Genomic DNA, 25,332 nt, shown 5'->3' with positions numbered 1-25,332 from the left:
CAAAGCGGAACCGAAGCCTGTGGGTGCTCGTACTGCTATAAGGCCCTTTTGAGGGGCAGTAGTGTGGATGGACAGTCTTTTCCGCGAGGAACTGGCCATTCTGGGGCGTCAACAAGGAGTTCCAGCTTATGGTAGCCAAGAAGTCTCAGCAGCGGCTCGGGTTCAAGACGGGTGAGTATGTCGTCTATCCGGCCCACGGTGTTGGCTTGATCGTCAACATCGAAGAGCAGGAGGTCGCTGGCCTCACGCTCGAACTGTTCGTCATCAGCTTCGAACAGGACAAGCTGACCCTTCGCGTTCCCGTTGCCAAAATCAAGTCCGTCGGCATGCGCAAGCTTGCCGAGGAAGACGAAGTCAACAACGCCCTGCACACCGTCACCGGCCGTGCTCGCGTCAAGCGCACCATGTGGTCGCGCCGCGCCCAGGAATACGAAGCAAAGATCAATTCGGGCGATCTGATCGCCATCTCGGAAGTCGTGCGCGATCTCTATCGCTCCGACGACCAGCCAGAGCAGAGCTATTCCGAACGCCAGCTCTTCGAACAGGCCATGGATCGCATGAGCCGCGAAATCAGCTCGGTCAACAAGCTGACGCTGACCGAAGCCGTGCAGCTCATCGAAAAGCAGCTCGCCAAGAGCCCGAAGCGCACCAAGGCCGATGCGGCCGAGAGCGAAAGCGACGAAGAAGCCGCATAAGCGGTTTTTCGAAATTGAAATGCAAAAGGCCGGCAGTGATGCCGGCCTTTTTGTTTCTGATGGACAGAGGCTTGGGAGGCTGGGAGGGGGTGATTGGCGAGCGTGAGAGCCTTAGAACTCGCTCCAGTCTTGAGCGATGGCGGCATTGCCCTGCGAGAGGTAACGGCCAGCGGCGGCGGATTTCTGCGGCGCGGGCTTGGCGCGTGGCGCGGGCGCACGGGCAGCGGGCGCCTCGTGGCCCAGCTTGAAAATGTCGACCATGCGGTCGAGTTCGGTCGCCTGGCCTTCGGTCTGTTCGATCGCCGCATTGGTTTCTTCGACGAGCGCCGCATTATGCTGGGTCATTTCGTCCATCTGGCGCACGGCGACGGCGACTTCGTCGATGGCCGAAGCCTGTTCGCGGCTGTCGCGGGCAATGCCTTCCATCAGGCCATTGCTGGTGCGGGCCATGTCGAGCATGAGATCGAGCTTTTTTGCCGCATCGACGACGAGTTGCGAACCTCCGGCGACTTCGCGCGCGCTCTGCTCGACCAATTGCTTGACGTCGCGTGAGGCTTCCGCGGTCGACTGGGCAAGGCGACGCACTTCGACGGCGACGACGGCAAAACCCTTGCCGGCTTCACCGGCACGAGCCGCCTCCACCGACGCATTGAGCGCGAGGAGATTGGTCTGGAAGGCGATGTCGTCGATCATGCCGATGATGTTGGAGATGCTGGCCGAGGAGCCGGAAATGCGTTCCATCGCGGCCGTGGTTTCGGCCATGACGACGCCGCCTTCTTCAGCGGCCTGGGTGAGAGCACCAGAAGCACGGCTCGCATCATTGGCGTGCTCGGCATTTTGCTGCACGGTTGATGCCAATTGTTCCATGGCCGCCGAGGTTTCCTCGATGGTCGCGGCCTGGCGTGTGGTGCGCTCGGCAAGGTCATTGGCGCCGGAGAGAATTTCGCCCGTTGCCGTCTTGAGCATGCGCGAGGTGTTGCGCAGGCGGCTGACGATTTCGGCGAGGCGATCGGCCACGGCATTGGTATTGGTCTTGAGGTTGGCGAAGGCGCCTTCATATTGGCCTTCGACACGCGGGGCGAGGTCGGCCTGCGCTAGCGCGGAAAGGACTTCGCCGCTCTCGGTCAGACCACGATCGACCGTATCGATCAGGTCATTGACGCTCTGAGCAATGGCATTGAAGCCCGCATCACCGAATTCCCCCGAGACACGGCGGGAGAAATCGCCGCGGCCTGCAGCGCCGACGGCGCCATGAACTTCATTGGCAAGGCGATCCATGACCTTGGCACGATCGGCAAGGCCACGGGCGCGTTCGGCTTCTTCAGCGCTGAGCGCGGCAATCTGACGGGCGTTTTCGCGGAAGATTTCGACAGCGCGGCCCATATTGCCGATTTCATCGCGACGGGTGGCTTCTTCGATTTCGATATCGAGCTGGCCCTCGGCCAAGAGACCCATTTTTTCCGTCAGGGCGCGAACTGGCGCGACGATGGCGCGGCGGCCGATCAAAATGGAAAGGACGAGGCCAAGGATGATACCGATCGCTGCGGTGCTGATCACGATGATCAAGGCGCGGTTGGAGCTGGACTCCGCTTCGGCGCGCATCGACGCCATCAGTTCACCAGAATAGGTGCTGTAGAGCTTGACCGTATCGGTCACGGTCTTTTGGGCGGTCAGGGCCTGTGCGAGAGCCGCGCGGATCTGAGTGTCATCGCCGGTCGCGGCAACGGTCAGCATCGTGCCGATCTTGTCGAAATAGGCCGCCATGACCGGCTTCACATCGGCCAGGAGACGCAATTCTTCGGCGTCCGCGGCCGCTTCGATTACGGGGAAGCGGGCGAGCATTTCCTCGGTGCGGCGGGTGCGCTCGGCGGTGAAATCTTCGACGCGCTGCGGCTCCATGGCGAGCTGATAGGTCATGCGCGAGATGGCGATGATGTCCATGCGCAGGTCCATAGCCTCACGCGCGGCCTCTTCCTTGGCGCCGACATTGAGCATCGTATCCCGGAGGCTCGTGATCTCGCGCCAGCTCACCGTACCGAGGATCAGCGCGACGGCTGCCATGACGACGATGGTCAAAAGGAATTTCTGAAGAATAGGGAGGTGCTTTAGGGACATGGGCTTCCTGATCCGCATCCTGCGGTACGCTGACGACAAACTCCTGTCGGAGAGCCCTTCGGGCCTTTGTCCCATGTAAAGAAATAAGGCTAAAAATCGGTAAGTTTGCGCATAAACCTAAGTTTTAGGCGTCAGAGACGGCGCGTCTTCCGATAAACCATTCAAAAGACTATCGAAGTCTAGATCCGGCTCATGCTTTGAGGCAGGATAATAACGCTTTCCTGTTCTTTGGGATCGGTGCGGGCGATCAGCGCTCGAGCGGTTTGGCCCGTCGGATTAAACGGCTGATGCGGCACCCCGGCGGGAATATAGACATAGTCGCCCTCAAGCACTTCATCGAGGAATTCGAGGTTCGGCCCGTGGTAGAACGAGGTCGAGCCTTCGAGCTGGTAAATGGCGGTCTCGTGATGCTCATGGAAATGCGGCTTGGCCTTGCCACCGGGCGGCAGGACCAGAAGATGCATGCAGATGCCGGTGGCGCCGGCGCTTTCTGCCGAGACGCCGGAAAAATAATCCATGCCCTGCTTGCCGTGAAAGCCTGCGCCGCCCCGGATCACCTTGCATTCTTTCATCTTGTCCTCCCACCACCTCAGGGCAGACGATAATCCCCGCTTTCGAGCCCGGCAATGACGGCTTCGATGGTGCCTGCTGGGTTAAGCCCGTCGGTTGGCAAGACGTGCCTTTCATAGACACCGAGATCGGCGAATTGGTCATGAAGGTCGGTGACGACGGCGGGGTCGGTGAGGCTGTCGCCACCGCGCGCGAGGCAGCGGGCGACAACGTCTTCCACGGAGGTGCGGAGAACAATGTAATGCACTGGACGACCGGTGGCCTCGAACGCCGGTATCCACCAGGGGCGGACGACGCCATCAAGAAGAACGAGATAATCGTGCTCGGCATAGCGAGCAGACACATCCGCGGCGATTTGATTGACCATTCGGTTTTGCGTATCGGACTCGGGGAGCCAGGGTGGGATGTGGCCGTTTTTGATATTGCCCCAGAAATCGTCCGAGTGGACATGCACCTTGGCAATACCGGGCCGATGCGCGATGGCCTCGGCCGTCGTTGTCTTACCCGAGCCGGGCGAGCCAGAAATGATGGCGATGTGGCCCTTGAGATGTTCCATGCTTAGTCGTTCTTCAGAATATCGCCAAGGTTGACCTTGGCGCTGCCGGGGCGCAGCGGCTTTTGCTGGCTTTCATGCGGCACCCAGCCGGCGAGCCAGATCACTTCAAGCGTGGCGCGGACACGGCCATCGGGGTCGGATGAGCGCTCGTGATAGGATTCGGCGGCCTTGGCGATGAGCGTGCGCGTGGCGAACTTTTTCGGCCGGTCGACCAATGGGTTTGAGGCGCCGAGGGTCTTGAGTTCGGCCATGAGGGCGATGGCGCTCGAATAGCGGACGCGGTGGGTTTCGACATCGGCGACGGGGAGAGCAAAGCCGGCGCGCTGGAGGAGGGCGCCGCCATCGCGAACCTGCACCATGGGCGCGACGCGCGCCGACGCGCCGCCTAAGGTGGCGACATCGGCGGCGAGGAAGGCTTCGCGCAATTCGCTGAAACTTTCGCCGCCGATCATGGCGACGAGGAGAAGCCCATCGGGGCGGAGTTTGGCGCGGAGGCGGGCGAGATGGCCCGGCACGTCATTGACGGCCTGAAGATGGAGAAGAGAGACGACGAGGTCGAATTCGCCGGGCGGCAAGTCCGGAAAATCTTGGCCTGCAAAGGCTTCGATCGGCTGGAAGGTGAGCACGCTGGAACCGGTCGCGACTTGCCTTGGCAGGAGATCGACATCGGGGGCGATCAGGATGGCGTCGGTGAAATCGCGCATATGGGCGCCAAGGCGATCGACGAGATCGTCGAAGACCAGATCGCGCACGAAATTTTCGCGGGCGGGGCGACGACGGAGATGGTTGCCGATTGCGGTGGCGTCGAAAATGCTGGGTGGCTGGGACATGAAAATGTCCTCCAAAAGAACTGGCCAGATGCGAGCCAGGGGGCAATAGTGGGGTTATGGAGACGGGGCGGCGGGAAGTCAAAGGGGCTGATCTGATCGCGAGCCTTTGGGCGCAGGCCCGGGCGCTCGGCACGATGGTGCTTGATCAGCTCTATCCGCCCGCCTGCGCCGTTTGCGCGGCGCCAATCGCGGATGGGCAGGGAATTTGTGGCGCCTGTTTTGCGCGGCTCGGCTCCATCACCGCACCACTCTGTCTCGTGCTTGGTATCCCTTTCGACGTTTCGCTAGGTGACGATGCGGTGAGCGCCGAAGCTCTCGCCGATCCGCCGCCCTTTTCTCGGGCGCGGGCGGCGGTGCGCTATGGCGAGATCGCACAGGCTCTCGTGACGCGCCTCAAATACGGCGATCGGACTGAATTGGCGCCGTTCTGCGCGCGGCTCATGAGCGGGGCAGGGCATGATTATTGGAGCGCAAAGCCATTGCTGGTGCCCGTGCCGCTCCATGCGAGCCGATTGCGCTTCCGGCGCTATAATCAATCGCTGCTGCTGGCGCAGGCGCTGGGGAGGCAATTGGGGCTCGATGTCGATCCGCATTTGCTCAAGCGGCATCGCAAGACGCGGTCGCAAATCGGGCTTTCGGGCGACGGGCGCGCGCGGAATGTGCAGGGGGCGTTCGTCGCGCATGCCGATGCGCTTGTGAGGCTCCGCGGACGGCGCGTGGTGCTGGTGGACGATGTCTATACGACAGGCGCGACGGTGAAGGCGGCAACGCGCGCGCTTTTGCGCGGGGGCGCGAGCGGGGTGGATATTCTGACCTTTGCGCGCGTTGTCAGGGGAGATGAAGACCCCATATAAGAGATCAACCCCGCGACGGAGCCCCATTCCATGGCCAAAATAGAAATCTACACGACCCCTACTTGCCCTTATTGCCACGCGGCCAAATCGCTGCTGAACGAAAAGGGTGCCGATTATACCGAGATCACCGTGCTCGATCCTGATCTGCGCGCCGCGATGACCCAGCGCGCCAATGGCCGCCGCACCGTGCCCCAGATTTTCATCGGCGAGACCCATGTCGGCGGCTATGATGATATGGCGGCGCTCGACCGAGCCGGTGGGCTCGATCCGCTGCTCGCGCAGTAAACGTTTCCAGGGTTCAGCGTCATGAAAATCGCCGCCATCCAGATGCGTTCGGGCCTTGATCCGAACGCCAACCTTGCAGCGCTCGAACCCATGCTGCGCCAGGCCGCGGCCGAGGGCGTCGATTATGTGCTGACCCCTGAAGTTACCATGATCTTTCCGGAAAACCGGGAGCAGTTGCGTTCCATGGCGGCGCCGTTCGAGAACCATCCGCAGCTTGAGCGCGTTGGCGAATTGGCGCAGGAACTGGGCATCCATATCCATATCGGTTCGTTGCCCGTGCCGTTGGAAGATGGGCGCTTTGCCAATCGCTCGGTGCTGTTTGCGCCCGATGGCAGCCAGCAGGCGGTCTATGACAAGATCCACCTGTTCGATGCCGATATTGCCGGGCTCAATGCCTATCGCGAAAGCGCGACCTATAAGGGAGGCGAGGAAGCCGTCGTAACGCCGCTAGGCGATTTCACGCTCGGCTTTTCCATCTGCTACGACATGCGCTTCCCGAAACTTTACAATGCGCTCGCCAATGGCGGGGCAACGCTAATTGCGGTGCCGGCAGCCTTTACCGTGCCGACGGGGCAGGCGCATTGGCATGTGCTGTTGCGGGCGCGAGCCATTGAGACCGGATCCTATGTGATCGCGGCGGCGCAAGGCGGGGTGCACCAGAATGGTCGTGCCACCTATGGGCATTCGCTGGTGATCGACCCTTGGGGGAAGATCGTCGCCGAGCTCGATCACGACGAGCCCGGTGTGCTGGTGGTCGAGATCGATCCGGCCGCGGTGGTCGAGGCGCGGCAGCGCATTCCGGCGCTGGCCAATGCAAAAGAGTTTGCGCGGCCGGGTTTGCAGAGCTGAGCGGGCTGCCTATATCCTCAAATACCCGGCGCGATCTCGCGCCATAAAAGACGACAACAGCCGTGATCCAATACGCCCTTCAGTGTTCGAGCGGACATCGTTTCGATGCCTGGTTCAAGAGTGCTTCTGCCTATGACGAGCAGAAGGCGCGCGGGATCGTGACCTGCGCCGTCTGTGGCGGCGCCGAAGTCGACAAGGCCCTGATGGCGCCGGCGGTGGCGCGCACGGACCATGAAAGGGTGCCGCTCTCGTCCTCTTCGCCGGAAGCCATAAAATTCCGCGAGCTGCTGCGGCAGTACCGCAAGAAGGTCGTCGATGAAGCCGATTATGTCGGCGATCGCTTTGCCGAAGAGGCGCGAAAAATCCATTTCGAAGAGGTTGAAGCCCGCGGCATTTATGGCCAGGCATCGCAGGATGAAATTGCCGCCCTCATCGAGGATGGCGTCGATTTCCTGCCGCTGCCCGATGTGCCCGAGGAGCACAATTGAGCCTCTTCACGTGCGCTGGGTTCGACGCGGAGCTTGGGCAACTGCCGGGCGTCAGCTTTGTCGATCAGTGGGAGGCACGGGTCGCCAAGGTGGGCGGCAAGGTCTTTTGCCTCCTTTCGGACGCTCCCTCGCATCGGCTGGTATTCAAGAGCGGCGAGGCCAGTTTCGATATTTTGACCGCGCTCGATGGTGTCGATCAGGCGCCCTATTTCGCCAAGCGGCAATGGGTTTCGATCACCCAGGATGCGCCGCTCGGCGCGGATGATTTAAGTGCCTATATCGCCCGTTCCCACGCTTTGGTGGCGAGCGGGTTGACCAAGAAATTGCGCGCCGAGCTCGATATTCCCACCGGCTGATCCGGTTTTCGGGGATCGAACCCGGCGCGACGATAGTTCCTTTCGCATCCACATATGGAGTGACTGATATGACCACACTCGACGCTTCCCTGTCGGGCAGCTTTGCCATCGGCGGTGACCTGAAGGTCAATCGCCTCGGCTTTGGCGCCATGCGCATTACCGGCAAAGGCATCTGGGGTCCGCCCGAAGATCGCGACGAGGCCATTCGCGTGCTGAAGCGCCTGCCGGAAGTCGGTATCGATTTCATCGATACGGCTGAAAGCTATGGCCCCTATATCAGCGAAGAGCTGATCGGGGAGGCGCTGGCGCCCTATTCCAAGGGCACGATCGTTGCCACCAAGAGCGGCCTGACCCGCACCGGCCCCAATGAATGGCCGCAGCTCGGCCGTCCGGAATTTCTGCGTCAGGGCGCGCTGCTGAGCCTTCGTCGTCTCAAGGTCGAGCGCATCGATCTCTGGCAGTTGCACCGCATCGATCCCAAGACGCCGCGCGAAGAGCAGTTCGGCGTGATCGCCGACATGCAGAAAGAAGGCATTATCCGCCATGCGGGCCTTTCCGAAGTCAGCGTCGGCGATATCGAAGAAGCGCAAAAATACTTCAAGGTGACGACGGTGCAGAACCTCTACAACTTTGCCAATCGGCAGAGCGAAGAGGTGCTGAACTATTGCGAAAAGAACGGGATCGGGTTCATTCCCTGGTTCCCGCTGGCGGGCGGCGAACTCGTGGAAGGCCATGAAAAGGCCCGCGAAATTCTCAAGAAGCACAATGCATCGGGCAGCCAGATCGCGCTCGCCTGGCTCTTGAAGCGCTCGCCGGTCATGCTGCCCATTCCGGGCACCGGCAAGGTCAAGCACCTCGAAGACAATGTCGCCGCCGCTGCGCTAAAACTCAGCGACGAAGACTTTGCAACGCTGGATGCCATCGCCGGGCGCTAAGTTTTAGCGATCGTCACCAAGGTCCCCCAGGGGTCGGTTGCCGTCAGGCTACCGGCCTCTTCTTTTAGGTCGATACCAGCGGCGGCCAGGCGCCCGCGCGCGGCGTTCAGCGTTGCGTCGTCCATGGCGGAGAGGGTGAAGCCTGCGAGACCGGTGGCCCCAGCATTCCGTTGACCGGCGCCAAGGCTTTCCCAAGTGTTGAGCGCGACGTGATGGTGGTAACGCCCGCTCGAGAGGAACAGCGCATCCTCGCGGCCGCTGGTGGTATCGAGGCCAAGGGCGACACCGTAAAAGTCACGTGCGGCCGGGATATTGCCGGCGCGCAGGTGGATGTGGCCGATGCGGGTTCCTGATGGGGCGGCGCCAAAAGTGTCGCTTTGTGTGTCCGTCAGTGCTAAGAGGCCATCGAAATCGATCGCCTCGGAGCCCATGACGACGCGGGTGCCGTCCCAAGTCCAGAATGCCGGGTCGCGATCGGCATAGACTTCGACGCCGTTGCCCTCGGGATCGTCGAGATAGACCGCTTCGCTGACACGGTGATCGGCAAAGCCGCTGAACTGATATTGCGCCATGGCGGTGTGGATGAGCCATGAGGCGAGATCGGCGCGCGAGGGCAAGAGGAAGGCGGTGTGATAGAGGCCCGCTGCCATAGGACCTTCTGGCTGACCCTCTGAATTGTGTTCGAGCGTGAGAAGGGTAAGCCCATCGACGCCAAGGCGGGTGGTTGCGCCCGATTGTTCGAGCACAGCTAAACCAATGATCTCGGTATAGAAACCGATCATCGTCTCGGGATCGCGCACTTTTAGCGTGACGTCGCGTACATGGAGCGGGGTCGATGTAGCGAACATGCCTTGATAATCCGGCAAAATGGAGAAGTTTCCGCCTTCGGCGCGTATGGCACCGGCGAGAGCGGCCGAGGCGGTGCTGGCGCCGGCAAGACGCAGGATATGGCGACGGGTAACATTCATGACGCGGTCTCCGAAAGGCTGGCGCCGTCATAGCGCAACAGAGCGTCGGAGACCCAAGAAATTGGCGCATCGACAGGCGAACGCATTGTTCGCCCGCTCATGACGACCAAAGGCTTTTTGCTATTTTTGGGAGGTTAGGTCGGCCCGATAGGGAGGGTGGAATCCCCGCTATCGAGCCTGACCAGATTAGCTGTCTTGGCAGACCGCTAAAGTGGCTGGGCGGGGCTATAGCAGCGCTCATACCGCTTGTCACGCGATTGTCGTATTGAGGTGTGGATGACAGACCCCCACCCGGCCTCCCCCTGGGAGGGGGAGGGAGGGATCGCGTTTGTGCCGGCCGCAGTGGCCAATCAGTGCCAGAGCTTGTCGATGGCCTTGGTGTCGCGGACGGCGCCCTTGGAGGCCGAGGTGACGAGAGCGGCATAGGCTTTGAGGGCGGTGGTCACCTTGCGTTTGCGCGGGTGAGCCGGGCGCCAGCCGAGCTTGTCCTGCTCGGCGCGGCGGGCGGCCATTTCGGCGTCGGAGACCAAAACGTTGACGGTGCGGTTGGGGATGTCGATCTCGATGATGTCGCCTTCGCGCACGAGGCCGATGGCGCCGCCTTCAGCGGCTTCTGGCGAAGCGTGGCCGATGGAAAGGCCCGAGGTGCCGCCGGAGAAGCGGCCGTCGGTAAGGAGAGCACAGGCTTTGCCGAGACCCTTCGATTTCAGGTAGCTCGTGGGATAGAGCATTTCCTGCATGCCAGGGCCGCCCTTGGGGCCTTCATAGCGGATCACCAGCACGTCGCCTGGCTTGATCTCGTTGGAGAGGATCGCCTTCACGGTGGCATCCTGGCTTTCGAAGACGCGGGCCGGGCCGGTGAATTTGAGAATGGAGTCATCCACGCCGGCGGTTTTCACGATGCAGCCGTCGATAGCGATATTGCCCTTGAGGACGGCGAGGCCGCCATCCTTTGAGAAGGGGTTTTCCGGCGAACGAATGACGCCATTGGTGCGGTCGGTGTCGAGATCGGTCCAGCGGTTTGACTGCGAGAAGGCTTCGGTGGTGCGCACGCCGCCGGGAGCGGCCATGTAGAAATTGCGCACGGCTTCGGAGTTGGTGCGGGAAATATCCCACTTGTCGATGGCATCGCCCATCGTCGCGGCGTGGACCGTCGGCTCCTTGCGATTGATCAGGCCGCCGCGATCGAGCTGGCCGAGGATCGCAAAAATGCCGCCGGCGCGGTGGACGTCTTCCATGTGCACGTCGTTCTTGGCCGGCGCGACTTTCGAGAGCACCGGGACTCGGCGCGACAGGGCGTCGATATCGTCCATGGTGAAATCGACGCCGCCCTCATGGGCTGCAGCGAGGATGTGCAGCACGGTATTGGTCGAGCCGCCCATGGCAATGTCGAGGGCCATGGCGTTTTCAAAAGCCTGCTTCGTCGCGATCGAGCGCGGCAGCACGGTTTCGTCGTCCTGCTCATAGTAGCGGCGAGCGAGGTCGACGATCAGGTGGCCGGCTTCCTGGAAGAGGCGCTTGCGGTCTGAGTGGGTGGCGAGCGTGGAGCCGTTGCCGGGCAGGGAGAGGCCGAGGGCCTCGGTGAGGCAGTTCATCGAATTGGCCGTGAACATGCCCGAGCAGGAGCCGCAGGTGGGGCAGGCGGCTTCTTCAACGGCCTGCACTTCCTCGTCGGTGTAATGATCGTCTGCAGCCATCACCATGGCATCGACGAGGTCGAGCGCCTGCAGCTTGCCCTTGACGATCGCCTTGCCGGCTTCCATCGGGCCGCCGGAGACGAAGACCACGGGGATGTTGAGGCGCATGGCGGCGTTCAGCATGCCGGGGGTGATCTTGTCGCAATTGGAAATGCAGACCATGGCGTCGGCAGTGTGCGCATTGACCATGTATTCGACAGAGTCAGCGATGATGTCGCGGCTCGGCAGCGAATAGAGCATGCCGTCATGGCCCATGGCGATGCCATCGTCGACGGCAATGGTGTTGAATTCCTTGGCCACGCCGCCGGCTGCCTCGATTTCGCGCGCAACGAGCTGGCCGAGATCCTTCAGGTGCACGTGGCCGGGCACGAACTGCGTGAAGGAATTGACCACCGCGATAATGGGCTTGCCGAAATCGCCGTCCTTCATGCCGGTGGCACGCCACAGGCCACGTGCGCCGGCCATGTTGCGGCCATGAGTGGTGGTGCGTGAGCGATAGACGGGCATGGCGGTTCCTCGAAGTGTTGCGCCGGTGGGGCCGAGATTGGTTGCCCTGTTTAGACCCATTCCAGGGCAGCTTCAAGGAATTAGCGTACCGTGCGGTACGGTTTGTGATCGGCGCTGCCGCGATGGGGAGCGGCGAGCCCAAAGAAAAGTGAATGAACGTCGGCTTTAGGCCGCGCGTTCGGCCCTCATTAAGACGGAGGATTTTTCCATGGACGCCATTCCAAATACGATTGCCGAAGGCATGAAGGTTTTCGATAGCGCGATGCATTCGATCGGCAAGGTCGATACGTTCCGCATTACCGATGAAGCGCCAGATCAGCCGGAGATCGATGCGGCCGGTGTGAGCCCGGTGCTCGAAGACGAGCGCGATACGATGTCGGCGCTTTTGGCCGATGTGTTCAGCCCCGGGGACGACCTGCCCCGTGAATTGCAGGAAAAGGCGCTGCGCGAAGGGTTTGTCCGGCTCGACGCCGATGGCTTCCTCGCCTCGGACCGCTATATTTTCCCCGAGCACATCGATCGGGTCGAAGGGGATCGGCTGATCCTCAATGTTCGCAAGGATGATCTACTGAAGGCATAAACAGAGGAGCCCGCGTCAAGCGGGCTCTTTTTTAGGCGGGGCGGTGGGCGAGGACCATGTAATTGATCCCGGTATCCGCCGAGAGCCGCCATTCGTCGGCGATGGGGTGGAAGACGACGCCCTTGTCTTCGATGACTTTGAGGCCATTGCGCGTGATGAGGCTGTGGATCTCGTCGGGCGTGAGAAACTTCCGCCAATCATGGGTACCCTTCGGCAGCCAGCGCAGCACATATTCGGCGCCGACCACGGCAAGCGCATAGGCGCGGGCAGTGCGGTTGAGGGTAGCGGTGAACATCAGGCCGCCCGGCGCGACGAGATCGGCGCAGCTTTTCATATAGAGCGGGACATTATCGACATGTTCGACGACTTCCATATTAAGGACGACGTCGAATCTTTCGCCTGCCGTTACGAGCGCTTCCGAGGTCGTGAAGCGATAGTCGATGTCGAGTCCGGATTTCTCGGCATGGATTTTGGCAATCGTGATGTTGCGCTCGGCCGCATCGACGCCGGTAACCGTGGCGCCAAGGCGGGTCAGCGGTTCGCAGAGAAGGCCACCGCCGCAGCCGATGTCGACGATTTTCAAGCCTTCAAGCGGGCGCATGACGGTCGTGTCGCGGCCAAAATGGCTGATAAGATTGTCGCGGATATAAGCAAGACGCACCGGGTTGAACTTGTGGAGCGGCTTGAACTTGCCCTTGGGGTCCCACCACTCTTCGGCCATGGCCGTAAACTTGGCGATTTCGGCGTCGTTGATCGTGGTCTCGGACATGGGGAACTCCTTTGTCCTCATATGGCCCAGCTTCCATCCTCCATTCAAGGCACGCGGTGCCGCAGGCGCGATCGCGGGCGACGCTGGCGATCACGGGGTGACGCAGGGGTTGCGATGCCAGTTGATCCCATCGCCGGTTTGTGGCATTCCCCCGCGCTAATGAAAGCGTACCGCCGGGTTCGGCGGAGAGTGCTTTGGATTGTCGCTTTAGCCGGGGAAGCCAGTGGCCCGTATCGTCGTCAAGTTCGGTGGCACTTCGATGGCCAATATCGAACGCATCCGCCATTCCGCTCTCCATGTGAAGCGCGAGATCGAAGCCGGCAATCAAGTCGCCGTCGTCGTCTCCGCCATGTCAGGCAAGACCAATGAACTGGTCGGCTGGGTCAATGACGCCAGCAAATTCCACGACGCGCGCGAATATGATGCCGTGGTTGCTTCGGGCGAACAGGTGACGGCTGGCCTGATGGCCATCGTGCTCAGTGAAATGGGTATTCAGTCGCGCTCCTTTGCCGGCTGGCAGGTGCCGATCCATACCGACGACGCGCATGGCGCGGCGCGGATCACCGGGATCGATCCGACGGAACTCGACAAGCGCCTCAGCGATGGCTGGGTACCTGTGATCACCGGCTTCCAGGGCATTTCGCCCCATGGCCGGGTGACGACGCTTGGCCGCGGTGGTTCGGATACTTCGGCTGTTGCGGTCGCTGCAGCCGTCGGTGCGGATCGCTGCGATATCTATACCGATGTGGACGGCGTCTACACGACCGACCCGCGCATCGTCCCCAAGGCCCAGCGCATGACCAAGATTTCCTTTGAGGAAATGCTTGAGATGGCCTCGCTCGGCGCCAAGGTCTTGATGATCCGCTCGGTCGAAATGGCCATGGCGCACAAGGTTCGCCTTCTGGTGCGCTCCAGTTTTGATGACCCCAATGCGCCCCAGATTGCGCCCGATGGGTCGCCCGGTGTTCCCGGCACGCTCGTTTGCGATGAGGATGAGATCATGGAAAAGCAGATCGTTTCGGGCGTGACGCTCGCCAAGGCCGAGGCCAAGATCACCCTGCGCGATGTCAAGGACAAGCCCGGCGTTGCTGCGGCTATCTTCGGCCAGCTCGCCGACGAAGGCATCATCGTCGACATGATCGTGCAGAACATTGCCGATGATGGTGCGACGACCGACATCACCTTCACCGTGCCCGACAGCGAATATGATAAGGCGGTCCGCGCGCTCGAAGAAAATGGCGGCAAGTTCGAATATGCGCGCCTTTCCGGCTCGAAGGGTGGGGCAAAGGTCTCGGTGGTGGGTGTCGGCATGCGCAGCCATGCCGGGGTCGCTTCGACCATGTTCAAGGCCTTGGCCGACAAGGGCATCAACATCCAGCTGATCACGACTTCGGAAATCAAGACCTCGGTATTGATCGACGAGGAATATGCAGAGCTTGCGGTCCGTGCTCTGCACACCTATTACGGATTGGACAAGAAGGACGCCTGATCTCGTTTCGAGGGGGAATGGGGCTGCGTCCGATCAAGGGGGGCGGCTCGGCGGGGCTGCCGAAGACGGGATGGTCACGACCATAGGCGGCCCAAGGGTGCTGCTGCGGCAATTGCGCGAAACCATGGCGGAGCCTCTGGCTTCGCAGGCGCGCCTCGATAAGATCGTGGGCCTGATCGCTGAAAACATGCGGGCCGATGTCTGCTCGTTTTACGTGCTGCGCGACGATGGCGCGCTCGAACTGTTCGCCACCAAGGGCCTTGAGGCCGAATCGGTTCACATGACGACGCTTCGCCTCGGCGAGGGGCTCGTGGGTCTTATCGCGTCCGAGGCCGAACCGCTTAGCCTCGACGATGCGCCAAGCCATCCCGGCTTTGCCTATCGGCCGGAAACGGGCGAGGACAAATATAATTCATTCCTCGGCGTGCCGGTGCTGAGAGCCGGGCAAACCCTGGGGGTTTTGGTCGTTCAAAATGCCGAGCGCCGGCATTATGGCGAGGACGAAACCGAGGCCATGCTGACTACCGCCACAATCCTTGCAGAGATGGTGGCGACTTCCGACTTCGACAATCTGATCAAGCCGGGCTCCGATATCGATCTCAGGCGTCCTCGCATGTTCAACGGCGTGAGCTTTACCGATGGAATTGCGCTCGGCACGGTAGTCTTGCACGACCCGCGCGTTGTCGTGGTCAATTTCATCGCCGAAGATACCGATGCCGAAAAGCTGCGGCTCGATATGGCGCTCGCCAGCATGCGCGTCTCGATCGATGCCATGCTCGACCATGGCGACATGCAGCCGAGCTCGGATCACCGCGAGATTCTCGAAACCTATCGCATGTTCGCCAATGACCGGGGCTGGGTGAACCGGCTGACGGAGGCGATCGAAAACGGTCTTTCAGCCGAAGCGGCGGTCGAGCGCGTGCAGAACGATACGCGCGCCCGTATGCTCCGCCAGACCGACCCCTATATCCGTGATCGGCTTCATGATCTCGATGATCTCGCCAATCGGCTCTTGCGCGTTCTGACCAATACCAACCAGCAGGGTCAGCGCGAGCTCCCCGACAATGCCATTCTCGTTGCCCGCAATATGGGGCCGGCGGAATTGCTCGAATATGACCGCAAGAAGCTGCGCGGGCTGGTGCTCGAAGAGGGCGGCTCGACAGCGCATGTGGCGATCGTTGCGCGCTCGCTCGGGCTCGTTGCCGTGGGTCAGGCGGATTCGATCGTTTCGATGTGCGAGACGGGCGACGATATCATCATCGATGGTCCGACCGGCCAGGTGCATCTGCGCCCAACGCCCGATGTCGAGCAGACCTATATCGACAAGGTCCGGATCTCGGCCAAGCGCCGGGCGCATTATGCCGCGCTCAAGGACAAGCCGAGCGTCACGAAAGACGGCGTCGATATTACGCTCTTGCACAATTCGGGGCTCGTCGCCGATCTACCCATGCTCGACGATACCGGTGCTTCGGGCGTCGGCCTCTTCCGCACCGAATTGCAGTTCATGATCGCGAGCAAGCTGCCGCGTTTGCAGGAGCAGGTCGATCTCTACGCCGAGGCGATGGAAATCGCCGGGGATCGGCCGATCGTCTTCCGCCTTCTCGATATCGGGGGGGACAAGGTCGTGCCTTATCTGCGCTCGATGGCCGAGGAAAACCCGGCCATGGGCTATCGCTCGATCCGCCTCGGGCTCGATCGGCCGGGTCTGTTGCGCACGCAGGTCCGGGCGCTGCTGCTCGCCGCGCGCGGACGGCCGCTGAAAATCCTCGTGCCCATGGTCACCGAGACATTTGAATTCCGGCAGACCAAGCTCGTCATATTCAAGGAAATGGAGCGCCTCCGCCGTGCGGGCGAACCTATACCCTCGCGCCTCGAACTCGGGGCCATGGTGGAAGTGCCATCCTTGCTCTTCGAGCTCGACCAGATCATGCCTGAGGCCGATTTCGTCTCGATCGGCTCGAACGATCTCGTCCAGTTCTTGACGGCTGCCGATCGCGCCAATCCCCGCGTTTCCAAGAATTACGACCCGATCGGTCTGCCGCGTTTGCGGGCGATCCGGCTCGTTGTGGATGCAGCGCGGCGGCACAATAAGCCGGTGACGATGTGCGGCGAATTGGCCGGGCGGCCGATGGAGGCCTTGGCGCTGATGGCGATCGGCATGACGCGGCTCTCGATGGGGCCGGCATCGATCGGGCCGATCAAGGAGATGGTGCTCAATCTCGATCTCAAGCCGATCCAGGACTCCGTGGCTGCGGCCTTATCCGTCGGCGCAGATGGTGTCGCGATCCGCGAACTGCTGACCGAATGGGTTGAAAAACAGAACCTCCCTATGGGCTGAGGCCAATTTCGGCTCTTTCATCAATCCTAGTTTCCCTTGCGATTGCTGGCGCTCGCGACTATCCAAGGCCGCTATTGTGCCCGGAAAGATTATTGCATGCCCGCTTTGCCCGAGGATAAGCTCGACGCGCTTGCCACCCGTTTCCAATATATCGAGGCGGCCCTTTCGGGCGGCGCGAGCCCGGATGAACTGGCCAAGCTCAGCAAGGAGCATTCCGACCTTTCCCCGATCGTCGGCGAGATCAACGCCTATAAAAAGGCGCTGATGGACCGCGCCGAGGCCGCATCCCTCGCCAAGGGTGCGGACAGGGAAATGGCCGAAATGGCCGAAGCGGAACTCGAAGAACTCGATGAAAAGATTGAGCAATTAACCCAATCGATCTTCATCATGCTGCTGCCCAAGGATGAGGCCGACGAAAAGTCGATCATCCTTGAAATCCGCGGCGGTACGGGGGGCGACGAAGCCGCTTTGTTCGCGGGCGATCTCTTCCGCATGTATGAGCGCTATGCCTCGCTGCGCGGCTGGAAGGTCACGCTGATGGAGGAAAGCCCCGGGGAAATGGGGGGCTATAAGGAAGTCATCGCCAATGTTTCGGGCAAGGGCGTCTATGCGCGAATGAAGTACGAATCCGGCGTCCATCGCGTGCAGCGCGTGCCGGCGACGGAAGGCTCGGGGCGCATTCATACATCGGCCGCGACCGTGGCCGTGCTGCCCGAGGTCGAAGACATTGATATTGAAATCAGAAATGAAGATATCCGCATCGATACGATGCGCGCTTCGGGCGCCGGCGGACAGCACGTCAACACCACCGACTCGGCGGTGCGCATCACGCATTTGCCGACGGGGATAGTTGTGACTTCGGCGATGAAGAGCCAGCACCAGAACCGGGCGCAGGCCATGGTGGTATTGCGCTCGCGGCTCTATGAAATGCAGCGCGAAGAACGCGACAGCGCGCGTTCGGCGGAGCGCAAGGGGCAGGTGGGTTCAGGCGATCGCTCGGAGCGGATCCGGACCTATAATTTCCCGCAGGGCCGGGTGACAGACCACCGGATAAACCTGACTTTATATAAGCTCGACAAGGTGATAGCGGGCGAAGCGCTCGATGAATTGATCGAGGCGCTGATCACTGAAAACCAGGCGGCGCAGCTGGCGGCGATGGAGAATTCGAACTGAGCGAGACCGTCACCATCGGCGCGCTTTGGCGGCGGTGGCGGGACGAACTGACGGAAAAAGGCTTTGCGACGCCGACGCTCGACGCCAAGCTTTTGGTGGGGCATGTGCTCGGGCTCGATGCACTGCAATTGGCCATCAACGAGGGCGAAACTGTTAGCAACACGTTAACATTGAGCCTCGCCGACGTGCTCAAACGGCGTTTGTCGGATGAATCGGTGGCGCGGATCATCGGCCATAGAGAATTCTATGGGCTCGACTTCGGGCTCAATGGCGCAACGCTGGAGCCGCGGCCAGATACGGAATTGCTTGTTGATCTGGCGCTCGAGGCACTGCCCGAGGGCGGGCGCCTGCTCGACATGGGGACCGGGACCGGGTGCATCCCGATCGCGGTTTTGGTCAATCGGCCCGATGCCGTCGGGGTCGCGACCGATGTCAGTATGGAGGCGCTGGCGCAGGCCGGGGATAATGCGCAGCGGCATGGGGTCGAGGGGCGGCTGACGCTACGGCAGGGGGATTGGTTTGGGGCGCTTATGTCTCCCGACCCAAGGCCCCCTCACCCGGCGCTGCGCGCCGACCTCTCCCCCAGAGGGAGAGGTGAAGAGCGGTTCGACCTGATCCTCTCCAATCCGCCCTATATCGAAAGTGCAGTGGTCGAGACGTTGGCGGTGGAGGTTAGGGAATTCGATCCGCGGCTGGCGCTCGATGGTGGGCCGGATGGGATTGCGCCTTATCGGGTGATTGCCGCGGAGGCGGCGAACTGGTTACGGCCTGGGGGGCGGGTGCTGGTCGAGATTGGCTACGACCAGGGCGAGACGGTCAGTGCGCTGTTTTTGGCGGCGGGATTTCAAGATGTCGCGGTCCATAAGGATCTGGCAGGGCTTGATCGTGTGGTTTCGGCGCACCACATAAACAACTGAAAAGCGTTAGAGCCCGGCGGGAAAGAATTTATGCTGGTCAAAACCAGCGAATGCGGCTAGTTTATCCGGGCTGTCACTGGCGCATCATGGGCGCCGCGGCCATCACACCCGATCTCAATAGTTTGCGGCTTTCGCCGCGCTTGTCCGAAATGCTCGGTGCAAGTGGATGATCTGGGCGGAATTTTCCGGGAAGCGCCGCCCGAGAGCATACGGTCTTCATGAAGCCAGTATAACCCCATCCTCAGCGATGATCGCGGGATGTGGGGCCAGACCGGATCGGTATCCGGTCCGCCCAGATGTGACGCTTAACGATCTAGAGTTAGACAAAGCGACCCGATGAGACCAAACCAGAACAAGAACCGGCAGCGTGGCCGGAACGGCGGACGCAAACACGTCAACCCATTGTCGCGGAATTACGAGAGCAATGGGCCGGACGTAAAAGTCCGCGGCAATGCAGCTCATGTCGCCGAAAAGTACCTGCAACTGGCGCGTGATGCCCAGTCTTCGGGCGACTCGGTGATGGCGGAGAACTATCTCCAGCACGCCGAACATTATTTCCGCATCGTCTCCTCCGCCCAGCAGGCCATGAATGGCCAGCGTGATGGCCAGAGCCAGGACGACAATGAGTTCGATGACGATGTCTCGGACATCAACTCGCGCTTTGCCTCGCCCCAGCCGGTCCAGGCCCAGGCCGGCAACGAGACGCAGGACGACATAGCGCAGCCCCAACCGGTTGCCGTTGCAGCCGAGGATGCTGGTCAGCCAGCCGGCGAACAGGCCGAAGCTGGTGCTGCCGCACCGCAGGCCGAAGGCGAAGCCGCGCCGCGCAAGCAGCGTGAGCGCCGTCCGCGCCGTCGTCGCCCCACGGCCCAGGATGGCAATGGCGATCCGGCCAATGCACCGCAGCCCGATGTCAGCGAATTGCCGGCGTTTTTGACGGCTGGCGGCACGGCAAACGCTGCCGAGTAAGCACTGCTTTCAGAATTGAAAAGGCCGGGCGCAGTGCCCGGCCTTTTTGTTTTCGGCGGCTCGTTGGACGACGTGCGCCGAGGCTACGCGGCCACCTGGCAGTGGTGACGAATGTCTTCGAGGCGGACAGTGTGCAGAGTTTTGCTGCGCTCGGCTTGGGCTGCATCGGCGAGGGAGACGAAGCCAAGCGTCAGAGCCGCGCCCTTGAGCGTATGTAGAACCTGATCCAATCCATCGGCGTCGCCCTTTGACAGCGCCAGTTGCGCCTGGGCCAGCATATGCTCGCAGGATTGGATGAAGTCTTCGACGAGGCGGTCGAACTCGTCTTCGCCGAGGGCTTCTCTGAGACTTTCCTGATGGTCCTTGTCCACCTCATTCTCGGAGAGAGGCGCGAGCTGGACAGCCTCGGGCGAGAGGTGCTTTTGCAAGATGTCGGTCAGCTTGACGGTAGTCAGGGGCTTCGCCGAATGATCGTCCATGCCGGCATCGAGGCAGGCCTCGCGATCGGATTCGAACGCATTGGCTGTCAGGCCCACGACGGGCAGCGCAAAACCCCTGGCGCGCAATTGCCGCGTTGCTTCAAGGCCATCCATCTGCGGCATCTGCATGTCCATGAGGACAAGATCGAAGCGCGAGGCGGCCAGCATTTCGAGCGCCTCCTGCCCATTGCAGGTCGCGACGGCATCGAGGCCAAGCTTGGCAAGGAGGCCGACGGCGACATCGCGATTGATGGGATTGTCATCGACGACGAGCACGGTGCCGCCAAGCTGCACCGGCGGAAGCGTCTCCAGCTCGATATGGTTTTCGTCGATCGTCTCGACTGGCCCGGCCGGCAGATCGAACCAGAAGGTGCTGCCGAGCCCGACGGCGCTTTCCACCCCGATCTTGCCATCCATGACATTGACGAGGCGCCGGCATATGGCAAGCCCGAGCCCGGTGCCGCCAAAGGAGCGCGTATTGGAGCTGTCGATCTGGCTGAATTCGCGGAAGAGTTTTTGGCGGTCCGCTTCGGAAATCCCGGGGCCAGTATCGCGCACCTCGAGTTTCAGCCGATCGCCGCGCACCGTGCCGGTGACGACGACGGATCCGGCGGGCGTGAACTTGATGGCATTGCCGATGAGGTTGACCAACACCTGCCTGATGCGATTGGCATCGACGAAGACGCTGACATCGGGATAGTCGAAGACGAGTTTGAGCCCTGCCGTTTCGGCGCGGACGCTCATCATCCGCTCGATCGGCACCATGGTTTCGCGCAGGCTGACGCGGATCGGTTCGAACCGCACGGCGCCGGCTTCGAGCTTGGAATAATCGAGGATGTCGTTGATGACATCGAGCAGCATGTCGCCGGAAAGCCGGATGGTCTCCACCTGATGCATCTGGTCGCGCTCGAGGCGCGAGCCGCGCAACAGTTCGGTCATGCCGATGATGCCGTTGAGCGGGGTACGAATTTCGTGGCTCATGGTAGCAAGGAACGCCGACTTTGCCGCGCTTGCGCTCTTGGCCTTCTTGGCGATGCGCTCGTTGCGGCGGCTGAGAAGTTCGACTTCCCGACCGCTGCGGGAGAGATGATAGAGCTGGACGCCAAGAAGGGCGACGATCAGCACCAAGGCAATGGTCAGCGCGGCAACGCTGAGGCCGATGCGCCAATAGATGAAGAGTGTCTCGTTGCGCTCTTCGACGCGAATTTCATTGAATGCGGAATTGGTCGCGACGAGGAGATCGCCCGTTGCCTGCCGCGCGGCCTGCGCCATGCCGAGAATTTCGGCGGCTTCAGCGGGGAAACTGGCGGGGTCGGCGGCAAGGCCATCCATGGTCGCGACCATGGAATTGATGGCGCGATTGGCCGCGGCCGCCTTTTGTCCGACGAGGGACGATGCCGGGAAAATCTCGGTATAGGACCCTTGGGTCAGGAGATGGGTGCGGCTGAACAGGAGATCGAAGCGCATGGAAACGTCGCCGACGTCATGGTCGATCTGTGCGGTCTGGATCGCTTCGATGAGGCGCGCGGCTTCACGGTCGGCCTGGTAGGCTGCCCAACTGATGTCCTCGCGCACGCCGGAGCGAATGGTGTTCTGGCGCTCGCTGAGACCGGCGAAAAGCCAGATGACCGAACTGAGCAGGACGACGCTGAGAAGGGTCAGAAAGACGATGCCCCGCCCGATCCTGCGGGACACAACTTGCCGGGCTCTGGCTGTTGCCGTCGGCATCTCAGTGAACCGTCAGGCTGGCAACCTGCCAGACCGAACGCGAGAAGATCACCTCATTATAGAGGTCCGGATGCTCGTCGAACGGATAGATGACGAAAAGCGGGCCTTTGTCGCGGACAGAGAGCTCCTCGCCATCGACGCGCGTCGCGAGGATGACTGGGTAGTCCTTGATATCCTCCATCGGGATTTCGGCCGAATAATCATTGAGTGCCGTCACCGTGACGCTCTCGCCGCTGGCGCCAAGCGTCTCCAGCAGATCGCCGATGACGACGCCGCTGAATTCGTGTTCGCCATCATACCAGGGCGTCGTCGCCTTGATCGTGTGCTGGGGCAGGGCATCGAGCATGGAGAGATCGAAAGCAGCGGTTTCGCCATCGTTCATCGTGGTGATGGCGCCTTGAACTTTCAGGATCGGCTCGGCGGCCGGCTTTGCCAGTTCACCGGCCCAGCTTGGGGCTGTGGCGATCAGAATGAGGGCAAGGGAAGATGCTAGTCGAAGCATGGTACGCACCTTTCACGCTGCGTTGGATTGCATGGCATTGCCGCAGATCGGGGCAATGCGTGGCCAGGCGCGGACAAGGGCCGCGATACAGGCCGGATCGAAATGCGTGCCGGAACAACGCACGAGTTCGTCGCGTGCGGCCTCGGCGGCCCAGGCCATCTTGTAGCTTCTGGCGCTGCAGAGGGCGTCGAGCACATCGGCGACGGCCGTGATGCGGGCGGCGAGCGGAATAGTTTCGGCGACTAGCCCATGGGGATAGCCGGTGCCGTCCCATTTCTCGTGGTGGCACCGCGCGATCTCTTCGGCCATGCGCAGCATGTCGGAATCGCCATTGGCGAGGATATCGGCGCCGATCAGCGGATGGGCCCGCATTTGCGCCCATTCGCCTTCGGTCAGCTTGCCCGATTTATTGAGGATGGCATCGGAGATGCCGATCTTGCCGACATCGTGGAGCGGGGCCGCGAGCCAGAGGGTGCGGACGAATTTTTGATCGAGGCCCATTTCCTCGGCGATCGTGCCGGCAATGCGCGCGACGCGTTCGACGTGGTCGCCGGTTTCATGGTCGCGCACTTCGATGGCGCGGGCGAGACGGTAGATCATGTCCTCTTCGCGCCGCTGCAAATGCACCGTGGCTTGCGCGACCTCTGCTTCGAGATGCACGGCGCGGTCTTCGAGCTGGTTCTGGGCGCGACGAAGGGCAAGGAGATTGGTGAGGCGCGAGCGCAGTTCGAGCGGATCGACAGGCTTGGCGAGAAAGTCGGTGGCGCCGGCATCGATCGCTGCCAGCCGCGTCGGCCGATCGGCATCGGCGGTGATCATCACGAGCGGCACATGATGATGGCTTGGCAGTTTGCGGATATGGGAAATCAGATCGATGCCCGACATGCCGGGCATGACATTGTCGACGATCATCAGATCGCAAGGGTTCATCACCGCATCGGCGAGCGCCGAATGCGCTTCGGAAAAGGCCGAGACCGTCACATCGGGAAACCGACTGACGAGCTTTTTCAGCACCTCGAGATTGGTGCGATTGTCCTCGACGATAACGATCCGCATCTGCGATCCCCCAAGCGCGGCAATTTGTATTAAATTCCGTGGGCGAACGAAACTGCGGAGCGTGGGTTAGCTTAGCGGGACGTTAAATGGCGCTGGAGCCGGGGGCCTTGGCCTACTGAGCGCGGTGTGAAAGGCCCCAATTGCCCAAGGCGTCGAGGACCGGAATAAGGGTTCGGCCATAGTCGCTATAGTCATAGGCGCTATGGACGACATTTTTCTCTTTTCGCTCCAAACGTTTCAGCAGTCCATCGGAGACGAGCGCGTCGAGGTGATCGGTCAGCACCTTCGGCGATATGCCGGGGAGCGCGCGTTTGAGTTCGCCAAAGCCAGCCTCGCCATGGCGCAGATGCCAGAGGATACGCGTCTTCCATTTGCCCGAGACGAGTTGAATGGTGACGAGGGCCGGGCAGTCGATCATCTTGGCATCAAAGCCAGGGGTACTCACCATCGGGTAACTCCTTGTCGAAAGGACCGGGTCTCAGCAAAGTGGCGCCTGAGGAGAGCGCCATGACGACACCTAGCCTATATGACTGGATCGGGGGCATCGATGCACTGTCCCGTCTCACCCAGGCATTTTATCAGCGCGTTCACGCCGATGACCTGCTGCAGCCGGTTTTTGAGCGGATGGATCCCGAGCATCCGCGTCACGTGGCCGAGTTTTTGGCCGAGGTCATGGGTGGGCCGCCATTTTATTCCGAAGCGCATGGCGGGCATCTTGAAATGGTGCGGCACCATCTCAACCGCCAGCTTTCCGAGCCGATGCGGCGGCGGTGGATCAATCTGTTGCTCGATAGCTATACCGATCTCGGGCTTCCGGCAGATCCCGAATTTGCTTCGGCCTTGATCAGCTATCTTGAATGGGGATCGCGCCTTGCGGTGATCAATTCTCAGCCCGGCGCCACGGTTTCCGAAATGGTACCAATGCCGCGCTGGGGTTGGGGCGAGGCCAAGGGGCCGTATAGTCCCGGGGGCAGTTGAGGGCAGAGCTTTAGGACGGCGCGCGTTGCTTTTCGAAGCGGGTATCGCCGCTGTCCATTTGGTGTTTTCGCACCCAGCCGAGCCGGTCGTAAAAGCGCGCGGCGCCCGAGGTCGCGTCGGTCCCAAGCCAAATGGTGTCATGGTGCGCGAAGAGGAACGCTTCGGCGCGGTCCATGAGACGGCGGCCAATGCCATGGCCTTCCCATTCCGGGCGGACGAAGAGGGCGAAGACGCAGGCCTCGTCGGTATCGGCCATGGCAAAGCCAATCACCTCGCCATCCTGTTCTGCGACCCAGATGCAGGGTTGCGCGCTGAGCGCCGCGGCGATCGTTTGGGGCGTAATGCCCATTTCGGCCATCCGCTCGAGCGAGATGTGATTTTCTTTCACGCTTGTGCGGACATCGAAAATCGCCGGGATATCGGCATCGGACGCAGTGCGAAGGATGAGTGTCATCTGAATTTTCAGGGCGCAATCTAGTCTTGGTTTGGACTGTAATTAACCAATATTTGAAAATCTAAGCCCTAAATAGGGCAGTCAGTTCGGTGCGCGTTCTGCTTGGATCTTTCTTCCGTGATTGCGGGGAATACCGAGTGGCCTCAAGTCTTTGGATTGGCAAGGCAAGCGCTTGGCGCCCCTCTTTCCAATACA

Annotated in this window: 26 protein-coding genes; 14 read left to right on the top strand and 12 right to left on the bottom strand. The window is 61.3% G+C overall.

From position 1 onward, the window contains the following. Positions 1–128: 128 nt before the first annotated feature. Positions 129–695 carry a CarD family transcriptional regulator gene (locus ASG47_RS07630; RefSeq protein ID WP_061908155.1) on the top strand — a complete coding sequence of 189 codons (567 nt, stop codon included), beginning with the start codon at positions 129–131 and terminating at the stop codon, positions 693–695. A gap of 111 nt (positions 696–806) precedes the next feature. Here the strand turns inward: ASG47_RS07630 and ASG47_RS07625 are convergent, their stop codons facing one another. The 4 genes from ASG47_RS07625 to ASG47_RS07610 all read right to left on the bottom strand — a co-directional run bounded on the left by ASG47_RS07625 (position 807) and on the right by ASG47_RS07610 (position 4,766). Continuing rightward, positions 807–2,810 carry a methyl-accepting chemotaxis protein gene (locus ASG47_RS07625; protein ID WP_061908154.1) on the bottom strand — a complete coding sequence of 668 codons (2,004 nt, stop codon included), beginning with the start codon at positions 2,808–2,810 and terminating at the stop codon, positions 807–809. Positions 2,811–2,989: 179 nt separating this feature from the next. Then, positions 2,990–3,382, bottom strand: coding sequence for a cupin domain-containing protein (locus ASG47_RS07620; protein ID WP_061908153.1), 393 nt, complete (start codon positions 3,380–3,382; stop codon positions 2,990–2,992). Positions 3,383–3,399: 17 nt separating this feature from the next. Then, complete coding sequence (locus ASG47_RS07615; protein WP_061908152.1) at positions 3,400–3,936, bottom strand: AAA family ATPase; 537 nt, start codon at positions 3,934–3,936, stop codon at positions 3,400–3,402. A 2-nt stretch (positions 3,937–3,938) separates the two neighbouring features. After that, a complete protein-coding gene (locus tag ASG47_RS07610; RefSeq protein WP_061908151.1) occupies positions 3,939–4,766 on the bottom strand; it encodes a hypothetical protein in 828 nt (275 codons plus the stop codon). Between the two features lie 56 nt (positions 4,767–4,822). Between ASG47_RS07610 and ASG47_RS07605 the strand changes: the two genes are divergently transcribed. The 6 genes from ASG47_RS07605 to ASG47_RS07580 all read left to right on the top strand — a co-directional run bounded on the left by ASG47_RS07605 (position 4,823) and on the right by ASG47_RS07580 (position 8,533). After that, a complete protein-coding gene (locus tag ASG47_RS07605) occupies positions 4,823–5,620 on the top strand; it encodes a ComF family protein (protein ID WP_244487056.1) in 798 nt (265 codons plus the stop codon). 30 nt (positions 5,621–5,650) lie between these two features. Continuing rightward, a complete protein-coding gene (gene grxC, locus ASG47_RS07600; RefSeq protein ID WP_061908150.1) occupies positions 5,651–5,905 on the top strand; it encodes a glutaredoxin 3 in 255 nt (84 codons plus the stop codon). Positions 5,906–5,926: 21 nt separating this feature from the next. After that, a complete protein-coding gene (locus tag ASG47_RS07595) occupies positions 5,927–6,754 on the top strand; it encodes a carbon-nitrogen hydrolase family protein (protein WP_061908149.1) in 828 nt (275 codons plus the stop codon). Between the two features lie 62 nt (positions 6,755–6,816). Then, the gene (locus ASG47_RS07590) at positions 6,817–7,242 is read left to right on the top strand and encodes a DUF1178 family protein (RefSeq protein WP_061908148.1); all 426 of its coding nucleotides are present in this window, start codon (positions 6,817–6,819) and stop codon (positions 7,240–7,242) included. Then, entirely contained in the window at positions 7,239–7,598 is a 360-nt protein-coding gene (locus ASG47_RS07585) for an MmcQ/YjbR family DNA-binding protein (protein WP_061908147.1), read from the top strand. Before ASG47_RS07590 ends, ASG47_RS07585 begins: the two co-directional genes overlap by 4 nt. 68 nt (positions 7,599–7,666) lie before the next feature. After that, entirely contained in the window at positions 7,667–8,533 is an 867-nt protein-coding gene (locus ASG47_RS07580) for an aldo/keto reductase (RefSeq protein ID WP_061908146.1), read from the top strand. On the opposite strand, the gene ASG47_RS07575 is transcribed toward ASG47_RS07580, so the two are convergent. Continuing rightward, positions 8,530–9,501 carry a VOC family protein gene (locus ASG47_RS07575; RefSeq protein ID WP_061908145.1) on the bottom strand — a complete coding sequence of 324 codons (972 nt, stop codon included), beginning with the start codon at positions 9,499–9,501 and terminating at the stop codon, positions 8,530–8,532. The two genes, ASG47_RS07580 and ASG47_RS07575, sit on opposite strands and share 4 nt — an antisense overlap. A 350-nt stretch (positions 9,502–9,851) precedes the next feature. After that, positions 9,852–11,705, bottom strand: a complete 1,854-nt coding sequence (gene ilvD / locus ASG47_RS07570; RefSeq protein ID WP_061908144.1) for a dihydroxy-acid dehydratase — start codon at positions 11,703–11,705, stop codon at positions 9,852–9,854. A 208-nt stretch (positions 11,706–11,913) separates the two neighbouring features. On the opposite strand from ilvD, the gene ASG47_RS07565 reads away from it, so the two are divergent. After that, the gene (locus tag ASG47_RS07565; RefSeq protein WP_061908143.1) at positions 11,914–12,285 is read left to right on the top strand and encodes a hypothetical protein; all 372 of its coding nucleotides are present in this window, start codon (positions 11,914–11,916) and stop codon (positions 12,283–12,285) included. A gap of 31 nt (positions 12,286–12,316) precedes the next feature. On the opposite strand, the gene ubiG is transcribed toward ASG47_RS07565, so the two are convergent. Next, positions 12,317–13,054 (bottom strand): bifunctional 2-polyprenyl-6-hydroxyphenol methylase/3-demethylubiquinol 3-O-methyltransferase UbiG, encoded by a 738-nt coding sequence (gene ubiG, locus ASG47_RS07560; RefSeq protein WP_061908142.1) that lies wholly within the window; start codon positions 13,052–13,054, stop codon positions 12,317–12,319. A 223-nt stretch (positions 13,055–13,277) separates the two neighbouring features. On the opposite strand from ubiG, the gene ASG47_RS07555 reads away from it, so the two are divergent. The 5 genes from ASG47_RS07555 to ASG47_RS21245 all read left to right on the top strand — a co-directional run bounded on the left by ASG47_RS07555 (position 13,278) and on the right by ASG47_RS21245 (position 19,940). Continuing rightward, the gene (locus ASG47_RS07555) at positions 13,278–14,543 is read left to right on the top strand and encodes an aspartate kinase (RefSeq protein ID WP_061908141.1); all 1,266 of its coding nucleotides are present in this window, start codon (positions 13,278–13,280) and stop codon (positions 14,541–14,543) included. A 70-nt stretch (positions 14,544–14,613) separates the two neighbouring features. Next, a complete protein-coding gene (ptsP, locus tag ASG47_RS07550; RefSeq protein ID WP_061908140.1) occupies positions 14,614–16,881 on the top strand; it encodes a phosphoenolpyruvate--protein phosphotransferase in 2,268 nt (755 codons plus the stop codon). Positions 16,882–16,977: 96 nt separating this feature from the next. After that, entirely contained in the window at positions 16,978–18,054 is a 1,077-nt protein-coding gene (prfA, locus tag ASG47_RS07545; protein WP_061908139.1) for a peptide chain release factor 1, read from the top strand. Then, the gene (prmC, locus tag ASG47_RS07540; protein ID WP_082511630.1) at positions 18,051–18,971 is read left to right on the top strand and encodes a peptide chain release factor N(5)-glutamine methyltransferase; all 921 of its coding nucleotides are present in this window, start codon (positions 18,051–18,053) and stop codon (positions 18,969–18,971) included. The genes prfA and prmC overlap by 4 nt, the downstream gene beginning before the upstream one ends. A 336-nt stretch (positions 18,972–19,307) precedes the next feature. After that, entirely contained in the window at positions 19,308–19,940 is a 633-nt protein-coding gene (locus ASG47_RS21245; RefSeq protein WP_082460943.1) for a DUF4167 domain-containing protein, read from the top strand. Positions 19,941–20,023: 83 nt separating this feature from the next. Here the strand turns inward: ASG47_RS21245 and ASG47_RS07530 are convergent, their stop codons facing one another. The 4 genes from ASG47_RS07530 to ASG47_RS07515 form a co-directional block, all read right to left on the bottom strand. Beyond that, entirely contained in the window at positions 20,024–22,114 is a 2,091-nt protein-coding gene (locus ASG47_RS07530) for an ATP-binding protein (protein ID WP_061908136.1), read from the bottom strand. Between the two features lie 34 nt (positions 22,115–22,148). Beyond that, positions 22,149–22,649: a molybdopterin-dependent oxidoreductase gene (locus ASG47_RS07525; RefSeq protein ID WP_061908135.1), complete on the bottom strand. Its 501-nt coding sequence runs from the start codon at positions 22,647–22,649 to the stop codon at positions 22,149–22,151. 12 nt (positions 22,650–22,661) lie between these two features. Next, entirely contained in the window at positions 22,662–23,705 is a 1,044-nt protein-coding gene (locus tag ASG47_RS07520) for an HD domain-containing phosphohydrolase (RefSeq protein ID WP_061908134.1), read from the bottom strand. Between the two features lie 112 nt (positions 23,706–23,817). Further along, positions 23,818–24,153 (bottom strand): winged helix-turn-helix transcriptional regulator, encoded by a 336-nt coding sequence (locus tag ASG47_RS07515; RefSeq protein WP_061908133.1) that lies wholly within the window; start codon positions 24,151–24,153, stop codon positions 23,818–23,820. Positions 24,154–24,212: 59 nt separating this feature from the next. Between ASG47_RS07515 and ASG47_RS07510 the strand changes: the two genes are divergently transcribed. Continuing rightward, the gene (locus tag ASG47_RS07510; RefSeq protein ID WP_061908132.1) at positions 24,213–24,683 is read left to right on the top strand and encodes a group II truncated hemoglobin; all 471 of its coding nucleotides are present in this window, start codon (positions 24,213–24,215) and stop codon (positions 24,681–24,683) included. Positions 24,684–24,693: 10 nt separating this feature from the next. Here ASG47_RS07510 and ASG47_RS07505 read toward each other — a convergent pair whose 3' ends face one another. Beyond that, a complete protein-coding gene (locus ASG47_RS07505) occupies positions 24,694–25,137 on the bottom strand; it encodes a GNAT family N-acetyltransferase (protein ID WP_061908131.1) in 444 nt (147 codons plus the stop codon). Positions 25,138–25,332 lie beyond the last annotated feature (195 nt).

This window comes from Devosia sp. Leaf420, from assembly GCF_001425445.1.
Classification (GTDB): domain Bacteria; phylum Pseudomonadota; class Alphaproteobacteria; order Rhizobiales; family Devosiaceae; genus Devosia.
This window is presented reverse-complemented; position numbering and strand designations above follow the sequence as displayed.